At 40.9% G+C, this 16,332-nt stretch carries 17 protein-coding genes; 13 read left to right on the forward strand and 4 right to left on the reverse strand.

Features of this window, described 5'->3' with window-relative positions; genetic code table 11:
- The first annotated feature begins 293 nt into the window (after positions 1 to 293).
- From G6554_RS18185 to G6554_RS18200, 4 genes are all read left to right on the forward strand, one after another.
- A complete protein-coding gene (locus G6554_RS18185; RefSeq protein ID WP_207627679.1) occupies positions 294 to 719 on the forward strand; it encodes a transcriptional regulator GutM in 426 nt (141 codons plus the stop codon).
- 17 nt (positions 720 to 736) lie between these two features.
- Entirely contained in the window at positions 737 to 1,258 is a 522-nt protein-coding gene (gene srlA / locus G6554_RS18190) for a PTS glucitol/sorbitol transporter subunit IIC (RefSeq protein ID WP_166244431.1), read from the forward strand.
- A gap of 26 nt (positions 1,259 to 1,284) precedes the next feature.
- Entirely contained in the window at positions 1,285 to 2,304 is a 1,020-nt protein-coding gene (gene srlE / locus G6554_RS18195; protein ID WP_166244433.1) for a PTS glucitol/sorbitol transporter subunit IIB, read from the forward strand.
- A 201-nt stretch (positions 2,305 to 2,505) separates the two neighbouring features.
- Positions 2,506 to 3,444 carry a sugar-binding domain-containing protein gene (locus G6554_RS18200; protein ID WP_166244435.1) on the forward strand — a complete coding sequence of 313 codons (939 nt, stop codon included), beginning with the start codon at positions 2,506 to 2,508 and terminating at the stop codon, positions 3,442 to 3,444.
- 60 nt (positions 3,445 to 3,504) lie between these two features.
- Here G6554_RS18200 and G6554_RS18205 read toward each other — a convergent pair whose 3' ends face one another.
- The 4 genes from G6554_RS18205 to G6554_RS18220 all read right to left on the reverse strand — a co-directional run bounded on the left by G6554_RS18205 (position 3,505) and on the right by G6554_RS18220 (position 5,842).
- Positions 3,505 to 3,864: a PTS glucitol/sorbitol transporter subunit IIA gene (locus G6554_RS18205; RefSeq protein ID WP_166244437.1), complete on the reverse strand. Its 360-nt coding sequence runs from the start codon at positions 3,862 to 3,864 to the stop codon at positions 3,505 to 3,507.
- A 98-nt stretch (positions 3,865 to 3,962) separates the two neighbouring features.
- A complete protein-coding gene (locus tag G6554_RS18210; protein ID WP_166244439.1) occupies positions 3,963 to 4,226 on the reverse strand; it encodes an HPr family phosphocarrier protein in 264 nt (87 codons plus the stop codon).
- Between the two features lie 62 nt (positions 4,227 to 4,288).
- On the reverse strand, positions 4,289 to 5,308 hold the full coding sequence (locus G6554_RS18215) for a PTS glucitol/sorbitol transporter subunit IIB (RefSeq protein WP_166244441.1): 1,020 nt from the start codon (positions 5,306 to 5,308) through the stop codon (positions 4,289 to 4,291).
- Between the two features lie 24 nt (positions 5,309 to 5,332).
- Positions 5,333 to 5,842 (reverse strand): PTS glucitol/sorbitol transporter subunit IIC, encoded by a 510-nt coding sequence (locus G6554_RS18220; RefSeq protein WP_166244443.1) that lies wholly within the window; start codon positions 5,840 to 5,842, stop codon positions 5,333 to 5,335.
- 223 nt (positions 5,843 to 6,065) lie between these two features.
- Here G6554_RS18220 and G6554_RS18225 point away from each other — a divergent pair, with 223 nt between their 5' ends.
- The 9 genes from G6554_RS18225 (at position 6,066) to G6554_RS18265 (ending at position 16,321) form a co-directional block, all read left to right on the forward strand.
- Positions 6,066 to 7,724, forward strand: a complete 1,659-nt coding sequence (locus G6554_RS18225; protein ID WP_166244445.1) for a glycerol-3-phosphate dehydrogenase/oxidase — start codon at positions 6,066 to 6,068, stop codon at positions 7,722 to 7,724.
- A 19-nt stretch (positions 7,725 to 7,743) separates the two neighbouring features.
- Positions 7,744 to 8,781, forward strand: a complete 1,038-nt coding sequence (locus tag G6554_RS18230; protein WP_166244447.1) for a zinc-binding dehydrogenase — start codon at positions 7,744 to 7,746, stop codon at positions 8,779 to 8,781.
- Between the two features lie 77 nt (positions 8,782 to 8,858).
- Positions 8,859 to 9,779: a sugar-binding transcriptional regulator gene (locus G6554_RS18235; RefSeq protein WP_166244450.1), complete on the forward strand. Its 921-nt coding sequence runs from the start codon at positions 8,859 to 8,861 to the stop codon at positions 9,777 to 9,779.
- A gap of 219 nt (positions 9,780 to 9,998) precedes the next feature.
- Positions 9,999 to 11,099: a substrate-binding domain-containing protein gene (locus G6554_RS18240; protein WP_166244452.1), complete on the forward strand. Its 1,101-nt coding sequence runs from the start codon at positions 9,999 to 10,001 to the stop codon at positions 11,097 to 11,099.
- A gap of 97 nt (positions 11,100 to 11,196) precedes the next feature.
- Entirely contained in the window at positions 11,197 to 12,687 is a 1,491-nt protein-coding gene (locus G6554_RS18245; RefSeq protein WP_166244454.1) for a sugar ABC transporter ATP-binding protein, read from the forward strand.
- A gap of 19 nt (positions 12,688 to 12,706) precedes the next feature.
- On the forward strand, positions 12,707 to 13,717 hold the full coding sequence (locus tag G6554_RS18250; RefSeq protein ID WP_166244456.1) for an ABC transporter permease: 1,011 nt from the start codon (positions 12,707 to 12,709) through the stop codon (positions 13,715 to 13,717).
- Positions 13,718 to 13,845: 128 nt separating this feature from the next.
- Positions 13,846 to 14,319, forward strand: coding sequence for a ribose 5-phosphate isomerase B (gene rpiB, locus G6554_RS18255; RefSeq protein WP_166244458.1), 474 nt, complete (start codon positions 13,846 to 13,848; stop codon positions 14,317 to 14,319).
- A 338-nt stretch (positions 14,320 to 14,657) separates the two neighbouring features.
- A complete protein-coding gene (locus G6554_RS18260; RefSeq protein WP_166244460.1) occupies positions 14,658 to 15,935 on the forward strand; it encodes an NAD(P)H-dependent oxidoreductase in 1,278 nt (425 codons plus the stop codon).
- Positions 15,936 to 15,967: 32 nt separating this feature from the next.
- A complete protein-coding gene (locus tag G6554_RS18265) occupies positions 15,968 to 16,321 on the forward strand; it encodes a PTS glucitol/sorbitol transporter subunit IIA (RefSeq protein ID WP_347564327.1) in 354 nt (117 codons plus the stop codon).
- Positions 16,322 to 16,332 lie beyond the last annotated feature (11 nt).

Below are 16,332 nucleotides of genomic sequence, written 5' to 3' on the forward strand. Positions count from 1 at the left end.
GTGCAAAAAAAACTAAGTTACTAGAGTTTTATTAAAATATTTTGAAAGATTATTGACAGTCTCAATAGTTTTTATTATTCTAAATATATAACAAATGTAACACATAATAACAAATGTGAAAATATTGTTTTTAAGTTATAACGTGTGACAAATGTTATGAGTGATCATGTAAATCTTTTTTTTACTGTACATTTGTAAGCGTTTTACCTTTTGTGATGAAAACGTCTTTATAAGAAAGGGAAGGGGTGTAATCGGTAGGTAATCATGCCGCATAACAGTGTAGGAGGAAAATTATGCAATTAGCTATTATTCTTTGTGCCATTCTCGTTGTACAATATGCACTTTCACTCATTCAAATTAGGTCTTACAAGAAAAATATTGATAAAATTGTCCGCGATTATAAGGGAGAAGATGGTTATTTTATGTTCTCCGGGATGCAAAGAGGGAAATTCCGTCCAGGAGCAATAGCCGTTTTGATTGTCGATCAAGACTATATCGTACACGAATGTCACATGTTAAAGGGCATGTCGGTTCTTACGAAATTCAAACCCGTAGAATCTTATAATGGCCTGCATGTGGGGGAAATCGTGAGTGATGTCAGCGACAGCACCGTAAAAAGTAAGAAAAACAAGATCCCTGCCTTTAAAAAGGCACTATTACAAGCAGGCGAAAATGCGTTATTAACGATTTCAAAAAGTAAAATTTCAATGGAAAGTTAAAGGAGGGCAACAAAGATATGGAATGGATAAAATGGTTGGGTGAACATTTCATCGGGATGTTTAATGCCGGTGGCGAAACATTTATGGGATTATTTACAGGTATTGTCCCGACATTGGTCGTGCTTTTGACCTTTACGTATGCTGTGATGAAGTTCATTGGTGAGGATCGAGTAAGTAGAGCGATACAGTTCGCTGCAAAATATACCTTGTTACGTTATACGCTGATGCCGATTCTATCAGTCTTAATGCTAACGAACCCAATGGCCTACACATTTGGCCGCTTCTTACCTGAGAAACAAAAGCCGGCATTCTATGATTCTGCCGTTTCCTTTGTACACCCGGTTACCGGATTATTCCCTTATGCAAATGCCGGTGAATTATTCGTCTATTTAGGTATTGCCAATGGAATCAAGGAATTAGGCCTTCCGATTGCAGACCTTGCTGTTCGGTACTTCTTAGTAGGTATCGTTATTATCTTCATCCGCGGGGTTGTTACCGAGTTAATCACCAAATATTTAGCTAAAAAAATAGAAGCGTAACTAGGGATAGAAGGGAGAGATTCTACATGTCTAAACAAGGAGTATTTGTATCAAAAGGTTCAGGCGGTTGGGGCGTGGGCCTTTATATAGAGCCAAATGGTAAAAAGAACAAGGTTGTGTCTATTACCGGAGGCGGGATTCATCCGGTTGCCAGAAGGATTGCTGAATTAACTGGTGCGGAAGCAGTGGATGGGTTTAAAGGATCTTATCCGGAAGAAGAAATGATGTGCGTGGTCATTGACTGCGGCGGAACAGCGCGCATCGGCGTGTATCCAATGAAGCGGATTCCTACGGTAGACATTCTTCCATCTTCACCTTCCGGCCCGTTGTCAAAGTTTATCACCGAAGACATTTTTGTATCGGGTGTAACGGTTAAAGATATTGCTGTGGCAGAGGGACATACACAGGCAGCAGGTGCCCAAGAGGTTGTTGAGGATGAACCTAAATTTAACACGAAAGATAAAGAGAAATTTCAAGAAAGCTACCAACAGCTGAAAAAAGAGCATGCTGAACACCAAAAAGAGAACTTATTATTGAGATTTTCCAAGGGTATTGGGAATGTAACAGGAACCTTCTATCAAGCGGGGCGCGATACCGTTGAAATGCTCTTGAAAAACATCATTCCTTTTATGGCGTTCGTCAGTATGTTGATGGGGATTATTAACTACACAGGAATCGGTGATGTGATTGCGAATTCACTATCACCACTTGCCGGCTCTTTATGGGGACTTATTGTTATTGTTATTGTTTGTACATTGCCATTCCTATCCCCTGTGCTTGGACCAGGTGCGGTTATTGCACAGGTAATCGGGGTATTAATCGGTAGCCAGATTGCACTGGGGCATATTCCGCCACAGTATGCCTTACCAGCGTTGTTTGCGATTAACGGTCAGGTAGGTTGTGACTTCATCCCTGTTGGTTTATCTTTAGGAGAAGCCAAACCGGAAACGGTAAGATACGGCGTACCGGCCGTTTTATACAGCCGATTAATCACAGGTGTGGCAGCCGTTATCATTGCTTATTTTGCAAGTTTTGGAATGTATTAATATTGGAAAAATAAAACTATGCATACAGATGCTTTGCTGCAGAGCTTTTGTGCATAGTTTTCCCTATTTATGGTTCACTAAATGTTCATTGATGAATCGGAATCTCCATAGCTTATCAAAGTTATAAAAATTATAATAATTAGTGTGGAAACATCCAGTAGGTACGGCATCATTAACTTAAGTAAGGAAGAGGTTTGTTCGGTGGTTATTTTAGACAATAGAAGAATATTAGTAAAGGTTGCTCAAATGTATTATAACGAAGGTGCTACACAATCAGAGATTGCTGAAGTCATTGGGGTCAGTCGCTCGCTTGTGTCGAAATATTTGACTAAAGCTAGGGAGAAGGGAATTGTAGAAATCACTATTCATGATGAGGGCCTGCATCAGTTCAGTCAATTAGAGCGGAAGGTGGAGCGGCTTTATAACCTGCGTGAGGTGGTTTGTATTGAAAGTGTGGGGCAGGATTCTTCGAAGAAACAATTAGGAGAAGCTGCAAGTGAATTTTTACAAAGGGTCGTGAAAGACGGGCAAATTGTTGGTTTCTCCTCGGGGACGACATTAAACGAAGTGGCGAAGGCGATGAATTCACCACAATTGTTTCCTACTGTCACGATTGTTCCACTGGTAGGGGGAGTGGGAAACGAACAGGTAGATATCCATTCCAATTCGATTGTTGCGAAAGTAGGGGCTGTGTTTCAGGCACGGTGTGAATTGCTTCATCTCCCTGTTATGGTCGACACGAAAGAGGCCAAGGAAATTCTAATAAGGCAGCCTACAATAAAAAGTACGTTTGACATGGCGGAGAAGTCGAATATTGCTGTGGTTGGGATTGGCGGAAGGCCAGAACATTCTACAATGGTTAAATCCTACCTGGGATCAGACTTTCAAACCATTACAGAGGATATGGAAATTGTCGGTGATATTTGCTACAACTTTATTAATAAATTCGGCAGGCCTGTCGCCAATCAGTGGAATGAACGGGTGATTGCCCTTGATCTTGAAAAACTAAAGCAGATTCCGCTCGTGATTGGTGTTGCTGCTGGATTAGAAAAAGTGGAGGCCATTAAGGCAGCACTTGAAGGACATTTAATTCATGTACTCATTACAGATGAAGTGACGGCAAATGCGCTGGTGGAATAATGAGAAAATAAAGCTGCCACAGGATTTATCCTGGGCAGCTTTTACTATAGGGATTAGAAATTAATTGTTTAGAAACTGAATCTTAGATCCTATTGAAATCTTCGGAAAGACAGGTGGAGAAACATAGATGGAACCTGGTAGAATTTCGGCAGGCGGTTCAGTAAAATAAACAGATATATGACCGAGTTCCGATAAATTCTGATAGGCTTCTGTCCCTACACTTACCACTTCGTATTTTTGATCATCAATATGGAAGGGCTGACCGGCATGTATTGAGGTGCTGCCCGATTCCACCACCTCATGAATAATCGCCACTTCTCTCAATTCATCTGGGGCTTGCGGACCAAAGAATATTAATACATGATCTTCCTCGAAATCTAATGCCATAGGGCCAACTGAAGATACGACTGATTCAATCATTGAAAGTTCCCCTCTCCTTTATATATACAAGATTTAATCGTTCCATTGGATGGGATGATTAAACTCCCATAATAATGCATTGTCAAACGGAAGTGAATCTAGGCTTCCACATCACTTGAAAAGAATTTAATTAGTTCATTCGTGGCGTGTTGTTCATCGTTCCCTTCAATACATAGTGTTACTTCTGAGCCCTTTGTGGCTGCTAAAGACATGACTCCAATAATACTTTTGGCATTTACTTTCTTTTCCCCTTTTAATAGGGCGACCTCGCTGGTGAATCCGCTTGCCTTCTTCACCAGGATGGATGCTGGCCGAGCGTGCAGCCCGGAGTGAAACAATACCTTTACCTTTGTTTCAATCATGATTGTCCTCCTCCATCAACAATTATTATTATTCGGAAGTTTCCGGTGTGACCACCCGTATGTTAAAAGCCCATTAGCTTACCTGCAAGATAAGCAATGATTACACAAAAGACACTTGTTATCAGTCTACTATACAAGACGGCCTTGATCCCAGCCTGGACGGTTTTCTCTTCTGAGTTGGCCATCATTAAACCAGTTGGCAGGAAATCACATCCTACTTGAACATTCGTGGCAAATAGGGCTGGTAAAATCCAAATGAATTCGATCCTTCCTTCCCCGATTTCATAGGCTAGGATAGTTACAAGTACCTGACCAAACGTTGCACCTGCACCAATATAACGAGAAACATAGGGAATGGAACAAATAATCGAACAAAGCAACAGCCCAATAAAGGATCCAAGAGAGTATTTTGTAAGACTGGATAACCCTTGACTAAAACCAAAATAATTAATGAGGCCTATAAATACTGAGATGCCTATCATAAGAGGGAGAACATGGGATGCAAACGAGCTAATCACATCTTTACCAGACTGATAGATCCAGCTCATCATAATAGCAATTGTTTTGGCTATCATTGACAGTGGATGTTGTTTTTCCTTAACGGGTACATCTATTTCTTTTTCTTTAACCAACTGATAGGATGGTTGCTTTTCCTTGAGGTTAACAGCTTCTTGTTTTTCAGTAGGGGTAATGTCACCTACAGTGACTCCTGATACAAATATATCTTCTGTGATATGTTTTGCTAACGGCCCTGAGGGGGACAATGGTTTAACATTAATAGTGGGAATCCTTTTCATCGGGTAGACGCCCATTCTTGCGTTGCCGCCACAGTCCACGATGACCACTACCATTTCCTCTGGATCCACTTTTTCTTTGTATGCATCAATAACTGGGCAATGAATCAGATCACCGATCTTTTGTGCCACGGGATGAATTCCGCCTCCCGTTAGCGAAACGACTTTCTTCTTCTTTCCATTAGGATATAATTCGAGTCCTTTCCCCCATCCACCAGGGCCTTTGGAGACAAATACCCCTAAATGATCATTTGGACCTACTAACTCTTGGATTGGACTATTTTCCATAGTGGATTCCTCTCTTTTCATCAATTATTGAATTTTGCTCATGTAATGGCGTGTTAATAGCTCTGTAGTTACCCCTTTCATGAACACAATGACAAGTCCCCCAACGAAATAGGCAATCATGAAATTTCCTAATGATAGATTGAGTTTCATAATCGGATAGAGCGGCGCAATAAGGAAAAATAGTTCTCCAGAATTGCTGAAAGGTAGTATGCTCGTAATCGGGTGACAAAACGATACCGTGGCATCGTAAAAAGCGGGTTTGTGCTTTTCGTTCAAGTGGCTGCCAACTTCGTAGCAGCTTGGATTTGTAAGCGCAAACAAACTTAAGAAAGGCAAAAGGGTATACCTGACGAGCGCTATATGCCCAAACTTTGCGGCAATAAAGTTAAGCCATTCCTTCCTAATAAGTTTAGAAATAAATGAATTTATCGCCAATGCAACCAAAAGGTATGGCCCTGTTGTCATTAGAAGAGATAAAAAAACTTCAACAATCTCTTTGGTTGGGCCACTACCCAAGAATGTCTTCCAATCCATACTAAAACCCCTCCTTTGTCATATTCCATGTATATTGTCATTTGATACAACTATAATAACCATAACCAATTGTTGTCAATATCTTTTTCTAAATAGATAAAATAATCCGAAAATAAATAATAATCAAAATTAAAAAATAATGGTATTGACAGAAAAAAAGATACCGCTTACACTTGTGTCAAAAGCTAACAGCCATATCAAATGACAAAAAGAGGGTGAATACATGAGTGAGAATCATTTCTCATCGAAAAACAGGCTGCACATGCTAGAGAAAATGTCTCAATCAGAACTGGATTTACTTGTTATTGGCGGAGGAATTACCGGTACTGGAATTGCATTGGATGCCGTATCCCGCGGACTGAAGGTGGGGCTTGTTGAAAAGGCGGATTTTGCCTCAGGAACGAGCAGCCGATCCGGCAAATTAATTCACGGAGGCTTAAAATATTTAAAACAAGGGGAACTTGGAGTCATTCGAGAAACGGGTACAGAACGTGCAGTTGTCCACAAAAATGCACGGCATTTGGTGAAACGGGTAAACATGTTGTTTCCAATAGTGAAAAATGGTAGTTTTAATAAATTTACGCTGAAAATTGGATTGGCAACATATGACAGGTTAGCAGGAGTAAAGAATGATGAGCGGCATGAAATGCTATCAAAAAAGGAAGTATTTGAACAAGAACCATTATTGAATCCAGAACTTGTGAGTGGGGGCGGTATGTACATCGAATATCGGACAGACGATAGCCGCCTAACGTTAGAAGTAGCTAAAACAGCATATGAAAAAGGTGCACTCATTTCAAATTATGCGGAGGTCACTGATTTTCAAAAAGATGAAAAGGGCAAAGTGATGGGGGTAATGGTGAAGGATAAGGTTTCACAAAAATCCTTCCAGATTCAGTCGAAGTATATCGTTAATGCTGGTGGACCATGGGTCGATAAGATCCGTCTTTTAGATGGGGAGATTTCAGGGAAATCCCTTCATTTGGCCAAAGGTATTCATATTGTGGTGCCATTCGAGAAACTTCCAGTAAATGAATCCATCTACTTCGATGCCGCCGGAAGAATGATTGCTGTCGTTCCTCGAAATGGATGCACCTATATTGGTTCAACCGAATCAAGTTATTATCATGATCTTGATGATATTTATGTTGAAAAAGAGGAGGTTGAGTATCTATTAAATTGTACCAATACGATGTTTCCATCTGTTCATTTAACAGAAGCAGATATTACGTCAAGTTGGGCTGGATTGCGACCGTTAATTAGTGATGAAGGAAAAGCCCCCTCCGAGTTATCTCGAAAGGATGAAATCTTTACCTCAGAATCCGGGTTGATTACCATAGCCGGGGGGAAATTAACCGGTTATAGAAGGATGGCGGAAAGGGTAGTAGACTTCGTCTTGCGACAAGGAAACCAAACATTTATTTCATCCCAAACGGAAAATATCAAACTGACCGGTGGAAAGTTTGAAACCGATCAAGAACTAGATGAGCTAGTGAATGACCTTGACCGGGATTTCAAGATAGAAGGAGTCACAAAGGAATTAATCACGGAATTCGTCCATCGGTACGGTTCCAACACACCGGGCTTGTTAGAGGCTATTCAAGAATTTCAATCAGAACATCTTCTTCATAAGAAATCACTCCACGAAATCATCGCAGCCGCAGAATTACACTACACCATTGAGAATGAAATGGTTGTTCATTTATCAGATTTTCTAGACCGTAGGACCGGTTATCTACTATTTAATAGAAATGAAATTCCACAAATTATTGAGGCTGTCAGTTCAACCCTGGGAAGCGAATTAGGTTGGGATGAGGGTGCAGCTAAGATCGAAACTTCTCTTTTTGATAAAGAATACAGAAAAGCCATTCAGTTTATTTAGGCAGAAAAGGAGAAAATGGATGAAGGTTGCACTTCTAACAGATGTAAGAAAACTAGAAATAAAAGAGCGGGATATTCCGAAGATTGATGATCACAGTGTTTTATTAAAGGTGAAAGCTGTGGGTGTATGCGGCTCAGATCTTCGAATCTATCGTAATGGAGACGCTCGTGTTGCCTTTCCTAGAGTAATGGGCCATGAAATCGCAGGGATTGTAACAGAAACGGGAAAGTATGTTAACGGTTTAGCCGTTGACGATCGGGTAGCCTTAGGGGCTCATATTCCTTGCGGAACGTGTGACTATTGTCTAGAAGGGAACGGACATCATTGTGTCAAACGATGGTCCATTGGCTATCAATTTGATGGTGGATTTGCTGAATATGTGGTGTTAAATCGGTTATTTGTCGAAAACGGTACCATTACGAAATTCAGTAAAAACACTACGTTTGAAGAGGCATCCCTATCTGAACCATTATCATGTGTGATTAGCGGCTTAAAGAAATTATCCATTCAACCGGCTGAAACGGTCGTCGTATTTGGAGCTGGTGCGATTGGGGGGATGTTTATCGCTGCCTTACGCAAAATGGGGGCAGGGAAGATTATCGTGGTTCAGCGTTCAGAAAAACGCCGAAAGTTCGCCGAACAACTAGGGGCAGATCTTGTGATCGATCCGTCCAGCCAAAATCCGGTACAGGCGATTTTAGAGGAGACCGATGGATATGGTTGTGATGTCGTGATAAATACCGCACCATCAAATGATGCCCAAAACCAAAGTCTATTAAGTGTAAGAAAAAAAGGCCGGGTGTTATTTTTCTCCTGTCCACCAAGTGAAAAGAATAGCTTGGATACAAAACCCATTATATACAATGAACTTTCCATCTTTGGTATCCATGGAGCTACACGTTCAGATCATCGCATGGCCATTAAATGGATTGATAGTAAATTTATAGATTTTTCCCAACTTATCACTCATCGATTTGTATTAAGTGAAATCGAAGATGCATTTCAGCAAACAGAGATGAAGCAAGGAGTGAAAAGTGTTGTGATGCCGGAATTATAATGGAATTCATTGACACTTCCGAGCTCTATTAATAATATCAAAGGGATGGTGAATTTTAAGGATAAAGGTGATTAAGCATGGCAAATTCCGATAATAATCGAATGTTAACCAAAGTTGCTCGAATGTATTACGATGAAGGTGCTACCCAAGCAGAAATTGCTAAAATCTTAGGAGTTTCTCGCTCCCTTATTTCAAAGTATTTAATTATGGCAAGGGAATCAGGCATTGTAAAAATCATTATTAATGAGGATTTCCAAAATGCAGAAGCCTCCCAATTAGAAAAGGAACTTGAGCAAAGGTTTGGTCTGCGTGAAGCGATTGTTGTGACCGAAAGTCGGGACTTAGGGCTCTCAGCCAGCAATTATCTGCTTCGAATCGTCAGAAATAATCAAATTATAGGGGTGTCCTCAGGGATCCAGGTAGCAGAAGTCGCTTCTGCCTTAAAGAAACAACAGACATCTATGTTGACGATTATCCCTCTTGTTGGCGGAATTGGTCATCTCCATTTTGAACTTCATGCGAATCAAATCACTTCTGTGATTGCTGATAAATTGGGTGCAGAGCATAAATTTTTGCATGCTCCGGTAGTGGTAGATTCGGCTGAGGCAAAGGAGGTTTTTCTTAAACAATCCCTACTCTCAGAGGTTTTTATTTTAGCAGAACGCTGTGACATCGCCATTGTAGGAATAGGTGGAGAGCCTGAATCTTCTACAATTGTAGAGGCCTTTATTAACGAGGATGATAGAAGAGAGTCAAAAGAGAAGGGGGCGGTCGGAGTTGTTTGCAATAATTTTATTGATTCCAACGGTCAGGAAATTGATGGATCTTGGAATTCCAGAGTGATTTCCATCTCCATTGACTCCCTAAAGAAAATACCAACTGTCATTGGAATTGTCCACGGTGATAGAAAGGTTCCCGCCATTCGTGCTGCGCTTAATGGAAAGATGATTAATGTCCTAATAACAGATCAGCTGACTGCAGAAAAGCTTTTAATGTAAATGAACAATGAATGTTTCAATTGACCAATTTAGCAGCATAGGATTTCCTCTTAGAATAGAATTTCCAAGTATGGTAGGTTTCAGTTTTTGAGAAAGAAAAGGTACTATAAAGGTTTGCAGGTTAAAGAGTTTTCTCCTGTTCACCCTAATAGCCTTTGACTTTATTGTTCTGAAAATTATAAATTATTAAAAAATTTATAGAAACCAGGGGGAAATAAAATGAAAAAGAAATCTTTGTATAGCCTTTTGATTGCTGGCCTTGCTACTAGTGTCATCTTAACCGGTTGTGGAAGTGCTTCTACTAACCAAAGTCAATCAGGTTCAAAAGCAGTCAGTGGGGAGAAAAAGGAACAAGTCAGCTCTGGAGCGTTGAACGAGTATAAATTAGATGATTATAAACCAAAGAAGACCGAATATTACTTCGCCTTTACCTATAAACTCATTCACCCATGGTACGACACGATTAAGGTAGGGGCAGAAGCAGCGGTAGCCGATTATGCAAAAAAAGGAATTAAAATCAAGTTTGATTATGAGGCCCCAGCTACTCCTGATGCAATTGATCAGGTGAATCGGATTGAAAATGCTGTAAGCCGTCATCCCGATGTTATCGGTGTGGATGTTACACAAATTAAAACGGTTGTGCCTGTCATGAATAAAGTCGTTGAAGGAGGAATTCCGGTTATGACCTTCTCCGGTGATGACGCAACAAAAGAACAAGGAGCAAAACGTATCGCATTTGTAGGTAACAACCAGAACAAGGAAGACGGAGCAATTCTTGCAGAGGAATTAGCGAAGGCGATTAACTATGAAGGTGAAGTGGCAGCCCTCGATGGTACAATTGGTGCTCCTTCCCATGAAGAGCGTATTGAGGGGTTCAATGAAGTAATGAAGAAATACCCGAAAATCAAAGTGGTGGATCGGCAACGTGATAATGATGACTTGCAGAAATCCATCCAGATTACGGAAAGTTTTATCCAGAAGCATCCTAATCTAAAAGGAATTTGGGCTAACAACATGACCAATCCGATTGGGGCAGCACAGGCGGTTGTGGCGGCCGGCAAGAAGGGGAAAATCACCATCGTTGGTATGGACCACGATCTCCGTACACTTAATTATGTGAAAGATGGAACCATTAAAGTAGCCCGTATTCAGGATTGCTTTGGAATGGGGTACCACCTTATTGATGAAGCTGTCAAAATTGCTGACGGAGAAAAGCCAGGCGGAGAATGGATTAAAGAAGAAATTAATAACCTGCCTTCGATCAATGTAACGCAGGATGACGCGCAAAAATATATTGACCTTTTATATGGGAAGAAATAGGAAATAAGTCTTTCATTTAGATTTTATTGTATATTTGGAGGTCCTTCTGGTCTTTCGTCAGGGACCTCCTACCTTATAGATAGGAAGTGAAATTCGAATGGCTAGCTGGGCGTTAGAAATGAAAGGGATTAGTAAAACATTTCCTGGTACTCAAGCACTAACTGATGTAGATCTGCAAATAATGCCTGGAGAAATTCATGCGCTCATTGGTGAGAATGGTGCCGGAAAAAGTACCCTTATGAATATTTTGATGGGAGTTCATAAAATGGATCAAGGGGAAATCATCCTAAACGGTTCAATGGTGGATATCCATTCCCCGCATGATGCGATGTTGAAGGGAATTTCGATGGTACCCCAAGAGCTTAACTTAATCCCAGAAGTTTCTGTCTGTGAAAATATTTTTCTAGGAAATGAGAAATTAAGCAAGAAAGGCGGCATGATCAATTGGAATGCTGCCAAAAAGACAGCTAAAGAACTGCTGGATAAAATGGGTGTGAACATCGATGTAACCCAAAAACTACGTCATTTGAGCCCGGCATATCAGCAGCTTGTTTCCATTGCGCGCTCACTGGCAGCTGGTACACAAATTTTGATTTTAGATGAACCGACGGCATCACTGACACTGAATGAAGCAGAATTGTTGTTTCAGGCCATGAAACAGATGCGCGATAAAGGAAATTCCATTATTTTTATCACTCACCACTTGGAAGAGGTCAAGGTAGTGACAGACAGAGTCACCGTCATGCGTGACAGCCGTGTGGTTTTTAGGGGTGATACGAAGGACTTGTCGATCGATGAAATGATACTCCATATGGCGAATCGGCAAGTGGAAAAAACAGTGAATGTTAAGCGGGCAGTTGGTAAAGATGTCTTCTTAGAGGTCCGAGATTTTACCCGTAAAGACGAGTTTTCCGATATCTCCTTTCAAATATATAAAGGAGAGATATTTGGAATTGCGGGCTTAGTAGGGGCCGGACGTACGGAGCTGATTAAAGCTATCTACGGCTTAACCAAAAAGGACGCAGGTCACATTTATATTGATGGGCATGAAGTCAGGATCAAGAGCCCGAGAGATATTATTCGATATGGAATTGGCTATGTTCCGGAAGAGCGTAGAAAAGAAGGCATATTTCCCATCATGTCCGTCTATGAAAATCTAATTATGCCTTCCTACAAGAAGATTTCGAAGGCAGGACTTATCCGATTTGATCAAGCCAAGGAACTAACCAATTCATTTATCCGTGATCTCGCGATAAAAACCTCCTCGCATAGCAAAGTAATTAAGGAGCTTAGTGGCGGAAATCAACAGAAGGTTATATTCGCACGTTGGATGGCCAAGGGAGTAAAAATGCTAATCCTGGATGAACCAACAAGAGGGATTGATATCAATGCAAAAACAGAAATCCATAAACTGATCAAGCAAATGGCCGATCAGGGTGTAACGGTAATCGTCATTTCATCCGAAATTGAAGAGGTGCTTTCAGTGGCTGACCGAATTATGGTCATGCATGAAGGTCATATCAAGGGGTTTGTAGACTCTCCGCAAGACTTGGTACAGGAAGATATTTTAAAAATTGCTCTACAGTAAAAAATGAGGAGGCCCAGCAATGATAGAAAATACTTCAAGTGAAGTGAAAAGAGATTTTCCTAAGCAAAAGTCAGGTTTCAACATCTATTCAAAGTTTACCCGTTCCACGGCGGGTGTGGTATTTCTTGTTATTTTAGCCCTATCCATAGGGGTACATTTTTTTACAGGGAATTTTTTCACTGTCTATAATATTGGGACGCTCGTCAGACAGGTATCATTCTTAATCCTTGTTTCCTTTGGTCAGACACTCGTATTGATTCTAGGCGGAATCGACTTGTCGGTAGCTAGTATTGCCGGGCTGTCTAGTATGGTCGTGGCATTATTAATGACCACTACCGGGATTCCTCCATTCTTGTGCATTATCATCGCTTTGGCTTTGGGACTCGTCCTTGGCGCAATCAACGGTCTCTTTATTAAATGGTTGAACTTATCTCCATTAATTGTCACACTCGCTGCAGGAGCCATCTATCAAGGAATTATCTATGTTGTCACTAAAGGGATGCCCATTGTCGGCATACCAGAAAGCGTGACGACTATCGGGCAAGGAGAACTATTCGGGACCATACCATATCCTACGATCATTATGCTTGTAATCGGTGGTGTACTGATAATTATGATGCATTATACATCCTTTGGCAGACATATTTTTGCCGTTGGAGGAAATGAGCACGCAGCAAATATCATTGGGATTAATGTTGGAAGGGTCAAAATTATGGTATATGCACTTAGTGGGTTGCTTGCCTCTTCTGCCGGAGTGCTGATGGTATTGCGTCTGGCTACTTCACAGGTGAACATCGGGGAAAACTGGGTTATGCCTTCTATCACGGCCGCTATTCTTGGAGGAACATCCATGAGTGGAGGATCTGGAAGCATAGTCGGCACGATTGTTGGCGGTTTGTTAATAGGTGTCATATCTGTAAGTGTAACGTTGGTCGGTGTCTCCTCTTACTGGGAAACCATCGTAACGGGTGGAGTTATTTTAGCGGCAGTGGTCTTCGATGCCATCCGTCGGCGAAAGCACGGAAACTAAGAAGGATGTTTGTCTAGAACCATCTTCTCTAATAGCCCAACAGGTTCATAAGCAATTTGTACCTCCGCTGCCTTTTCAGGCGGCTGATTATTGTTATTTACAATTTATTAAGATTGGAGGGCGGATCAATGAAAATTGCTCTAGGTTGTGATCATAACGCTTTCGATTTAAAGGAAAATTTGAAACAATTTCTTGAGGATATCGGGCATGAAGTTATCGATTACGGATGTTTTTCTTGCGAAGATGTGGATTATCCCGATGTTGCCTTCAAGGTAGCACAGGATATACGCGGCGATAAATGTGAACGAGGAATATTAGTTTGTGGGACAGGTATTGGGATGGCCATCGCAGCTGGAAAGGTTTCAGGAATCAGGTCCGCCTTGTGTCATGATACCTATTCCGCAGAGAGGGCCCAAAAAAGTAATAATGCTCAGATTCTAACTATGGGAGCAAAAGTAATTGGGCTTGAAACGGCAAAAAAGGTGGTAGATGCATGGGTCCAATCTCATTTTGAGGAAGGAAATTCTGGTAGGAAGGTTCAGAAGATTATGGATCAGGAGCAGTTGTATTTAAAAGAGGGTTCTTATGATTGCGCAAACTAAAAGATAGTTTTACCTAGAGTCTGTTCAATTAGAGCAGACTCCAGTTATGCGGTAGTGTCCTTATCTAATAAATGTGAAATTCAGATAGTAGTGATCTCTTGCCTTGTCAGAAAGAAGAATAGTATAAGTATTTTGAAAGTTCACTCTTGACAGGGCTTTCAATGAGGATTAAACTTAACTTGTAGGAACAAATGATAACAAATGTAACAAACGTGAATTAACCTGAGGTAATGTTACAGGTGATAACATTTGCACCTAGATTTGTATAAGTAATCGAGATTATTAGTTGAATAGAATGTAAGCGATAATTTTAAGTAACCTATTAGGAGGAATCTTACATGTCAGTTTACCAACAGCTTTTACAACGTGAACGAGAAAATGCGCCAATCAAGGTTGGAGTTATCGGTGCCGGTCAAATGGGATTTGGGATGATCGCACAGATTTCAAACATTCCAGGAATGATCGTTGCAGGTGTATGTGATGTCAACGTAGGAGCTGCGCAAAAAGCAGCGGACTACTATAATTCGAAAGCTACTAAAAGAAATCCTGTCATTGTGACAAATGATTATCGTGAGGTAATTCAATCACCATCAGTAGAAGTCATTGTTGATGCGACTGGTGTTCCAGAGGTTGGGGCTAATATTTCGCTTGAAACCTTACGCTCCAAAAAACACCTTGTTCTATTAAATGTTGAAGTCGATATTACAATCGGTTCTGTAATGTACCAGATGTTTAACAACGCAGGGCTTGTTTACACAGGATCTGCCGGTGATGAGCCAGCTGCAACACTAGAACTATATGAATTTGCAAAAACAATGGGTTTTGAAGTATTAGTTGCCGGTAAAGGAAAAAATAATAAATTAAACCCTCTATCAAATCCTGATGTTTGCGCCGAAGAAGCAAGACAAAAACAAATGAGTGCCCATATGCTTGCAGCGTTCCAAGACGGTACCAAAACAATGGCAGAAATGAACTTATTAAGTAATGCAACTGGATTGCTTCCTGATAAAGTGGGGATGCACGGGGTATCTGCCACCGTTCAAGATGTCGCGGATAAATTGGACCTAAAAGAAAATGGCGGGGTTCTAAACAACTTCGGCGTGGTGGAATATGTAGATGGACTTGCCCCTGGCGTATTTGTCATTGTAAAAAGCGAACTAGAGCCAGTTGACCATGAGCTTCGTTATTTAAAAGTGGGGAAAGGGCCACACTATACATTATATCGCCCATACCACCTTGCAAGCTTAGAAACACCAATCACGATTGCGAAAGCCGTTTTACAGCATGATTCATCGATCCATCCAATCGGAGCACCCATTTCCGAAACTGTAGCTGTTGCAAAACGTGATATCAAAGCTGGCGAGACATTAGACGGTATCGGCGGCTATTCTGTTCGCGGTGTACTTGAAACACATGTTGATATGAAGGTGAACGGCCATATTCCAATTGGTCTAATCAGCGGTAAAGTCGTTGTGAAAAAAGATATTAAACTTGGTCAATTCTTAACGTTAGATGATGTGGAATTAGATACAGCGACAACCGTTTGGAAATTAAGATCACTGCAAGATCAGCTTTTTCCAGTAAGTACTGAGAATCGTCCATTAGTGAAACTATAACAAAGTATGGAATAAATGGTGGAGGTATGAACGTGACAAAATCAGTTGTACAAGAAATCGGAATAATGGTACCAACATTTAAAGAAGATAAAATTGTTATCCTATTTGGTCCGCAGGCACCAAAGGAATTGCGTGAAATGGCGGTTATTCATGAATTTGAACACCTAACGGAAGAACCACTAAAAGAGGGCAGCACCATTCAATTTAACGATGAGTCCTTTACGATTACGGCTCTAGGCACACTTGCGAATCAAAACTTTAAAGAGCTCGGTCATATTTCAATTTACTTCCAGGAACCAATGGAAGAGGTATTGCCAGGGGCAGTATTTGCACACCCACATCAATTCCCGACGATTGAAAAGGGAACGGTTATAACGATTAAATAGGTGCGTCCTTT

The organism is Bacillus sp. MM2020_4, assembly GCF_011250555.1.
GTDB lineage: Bacteria > Bacillota > Bacilli > Bacillales > Cytobacillaceae > Neobacillus.

What these genes read in the sequence shown, in the direction of transcription:
- G6554_RS18210 (WP_166244439.1), bottom strand. Translation starts at nt 4,226, where the DNA reads ATGATTGAAACAAAGGTAAAGGTATTGTTTCACTCCGGGCTGCACGCT.
- G6554_RS18250 (WP_166244456.1), top strand. Translation starts at nt 12,707, where the DNA reads ATGATAGAAAATACTTCAAGTGAAGTGAAAAGAGATTTTCCTAAGCAA.
- G6554_RS18245 (WP_166244454.1), top strand. Translation starts at nt 11,197, where the DNA reads ATGGCTAGCTGGGCGTTAGAAATGAAAGGGATTAGTAAAACATTTCCT.
- G6554_RS18205 (WP_166244437.1), bottom strand. Translation starts at nt 3,864, where the DNA reads ATGATTGAATCAGTCGTATCTTCAGTTGGCCCTATGGCATTAGATTTC.
- G6554_RS18215 (WP_166244441.1), bottom strand. Translation starts at nt 5,308, where the DNA reads ATGGAAAATAGTCCAATCCAAGAGTTAGTAGGTCCAAATGATCATTTA.
- srlA (WP_166244431.1), top strand. Translation starts at nt 737, where the DNA reads ATGGAATGGATAAAATGGTTGGGTGAACATTTCATCGGGATGTTTAAT.
- G6554_RS18235 (WP_166244450.1), top strand. Translation starts at nt 8,859, where the DNA reads ATGGCAAATTCCGATAATAATCGAATGTTAACCAAAGTTGCTCGAATG.
- G6554_RS18220 (WP_166244443.1), bottom strand. Translation starts at nt 5,842, where the DNA reads ATGGATTGGAAGACATTCTTGGGTAGTGGCCCAACCAAAGAGATTGTT.
- srlE (WP_166244433.1), top strand. Translation starts at nt 1,285, where the DNA reads ATGTCTAAACAAGGAGTATTTGTATCAAAAGGTTCAGGCGGTTGGGGC.
- G6554_RS18225 (WP_166244445.1), top strand. Translation starts at nt 6,066, where the DNA reads ATGAGTGAGAATCATTTCTCATCGAAAAACAGGCTGCACATGCTAGAG.
- G6554_RS18240 (WP_166244452.1), top strand. Translation starts at nt 9,999, where the DNA reads ATGAAAAAGAAATCTTTGTATAGCCTTTTGATTGCTGGCCTTGCTACT.
- G6554_RS18260 (WP_166244460.1), top strand. Translation starts at nt 14,658, where the DNA reads ATGTCAGTTTACCAACAGCTTTTACAACGTGAACGAGAAAATGCGCCA.
- G6554_RS18185 (WP_207627679.1), top strand. Translation starts at nt 294, where the DNA reads ATGCAATTAGCTATTATTCTTTGTGCCATTCTCGTTGTACAATATGCA.
- G6554_RS18230 (WP_166244447.1), top strand. Translation starts at nt 7,744, where the DNA reads ATGAAGGTTGCACTTCTAACAGATGTAAGAAAACTAGAAATAAAAGAG.
- rpiB (WP_166244458.1), top strand. Translation starts at nt 13,846, where the DNA reads ATGAAAATTGCTCTAGGTTGTGATCATAACGCTTTCGATTTAAAGGAA.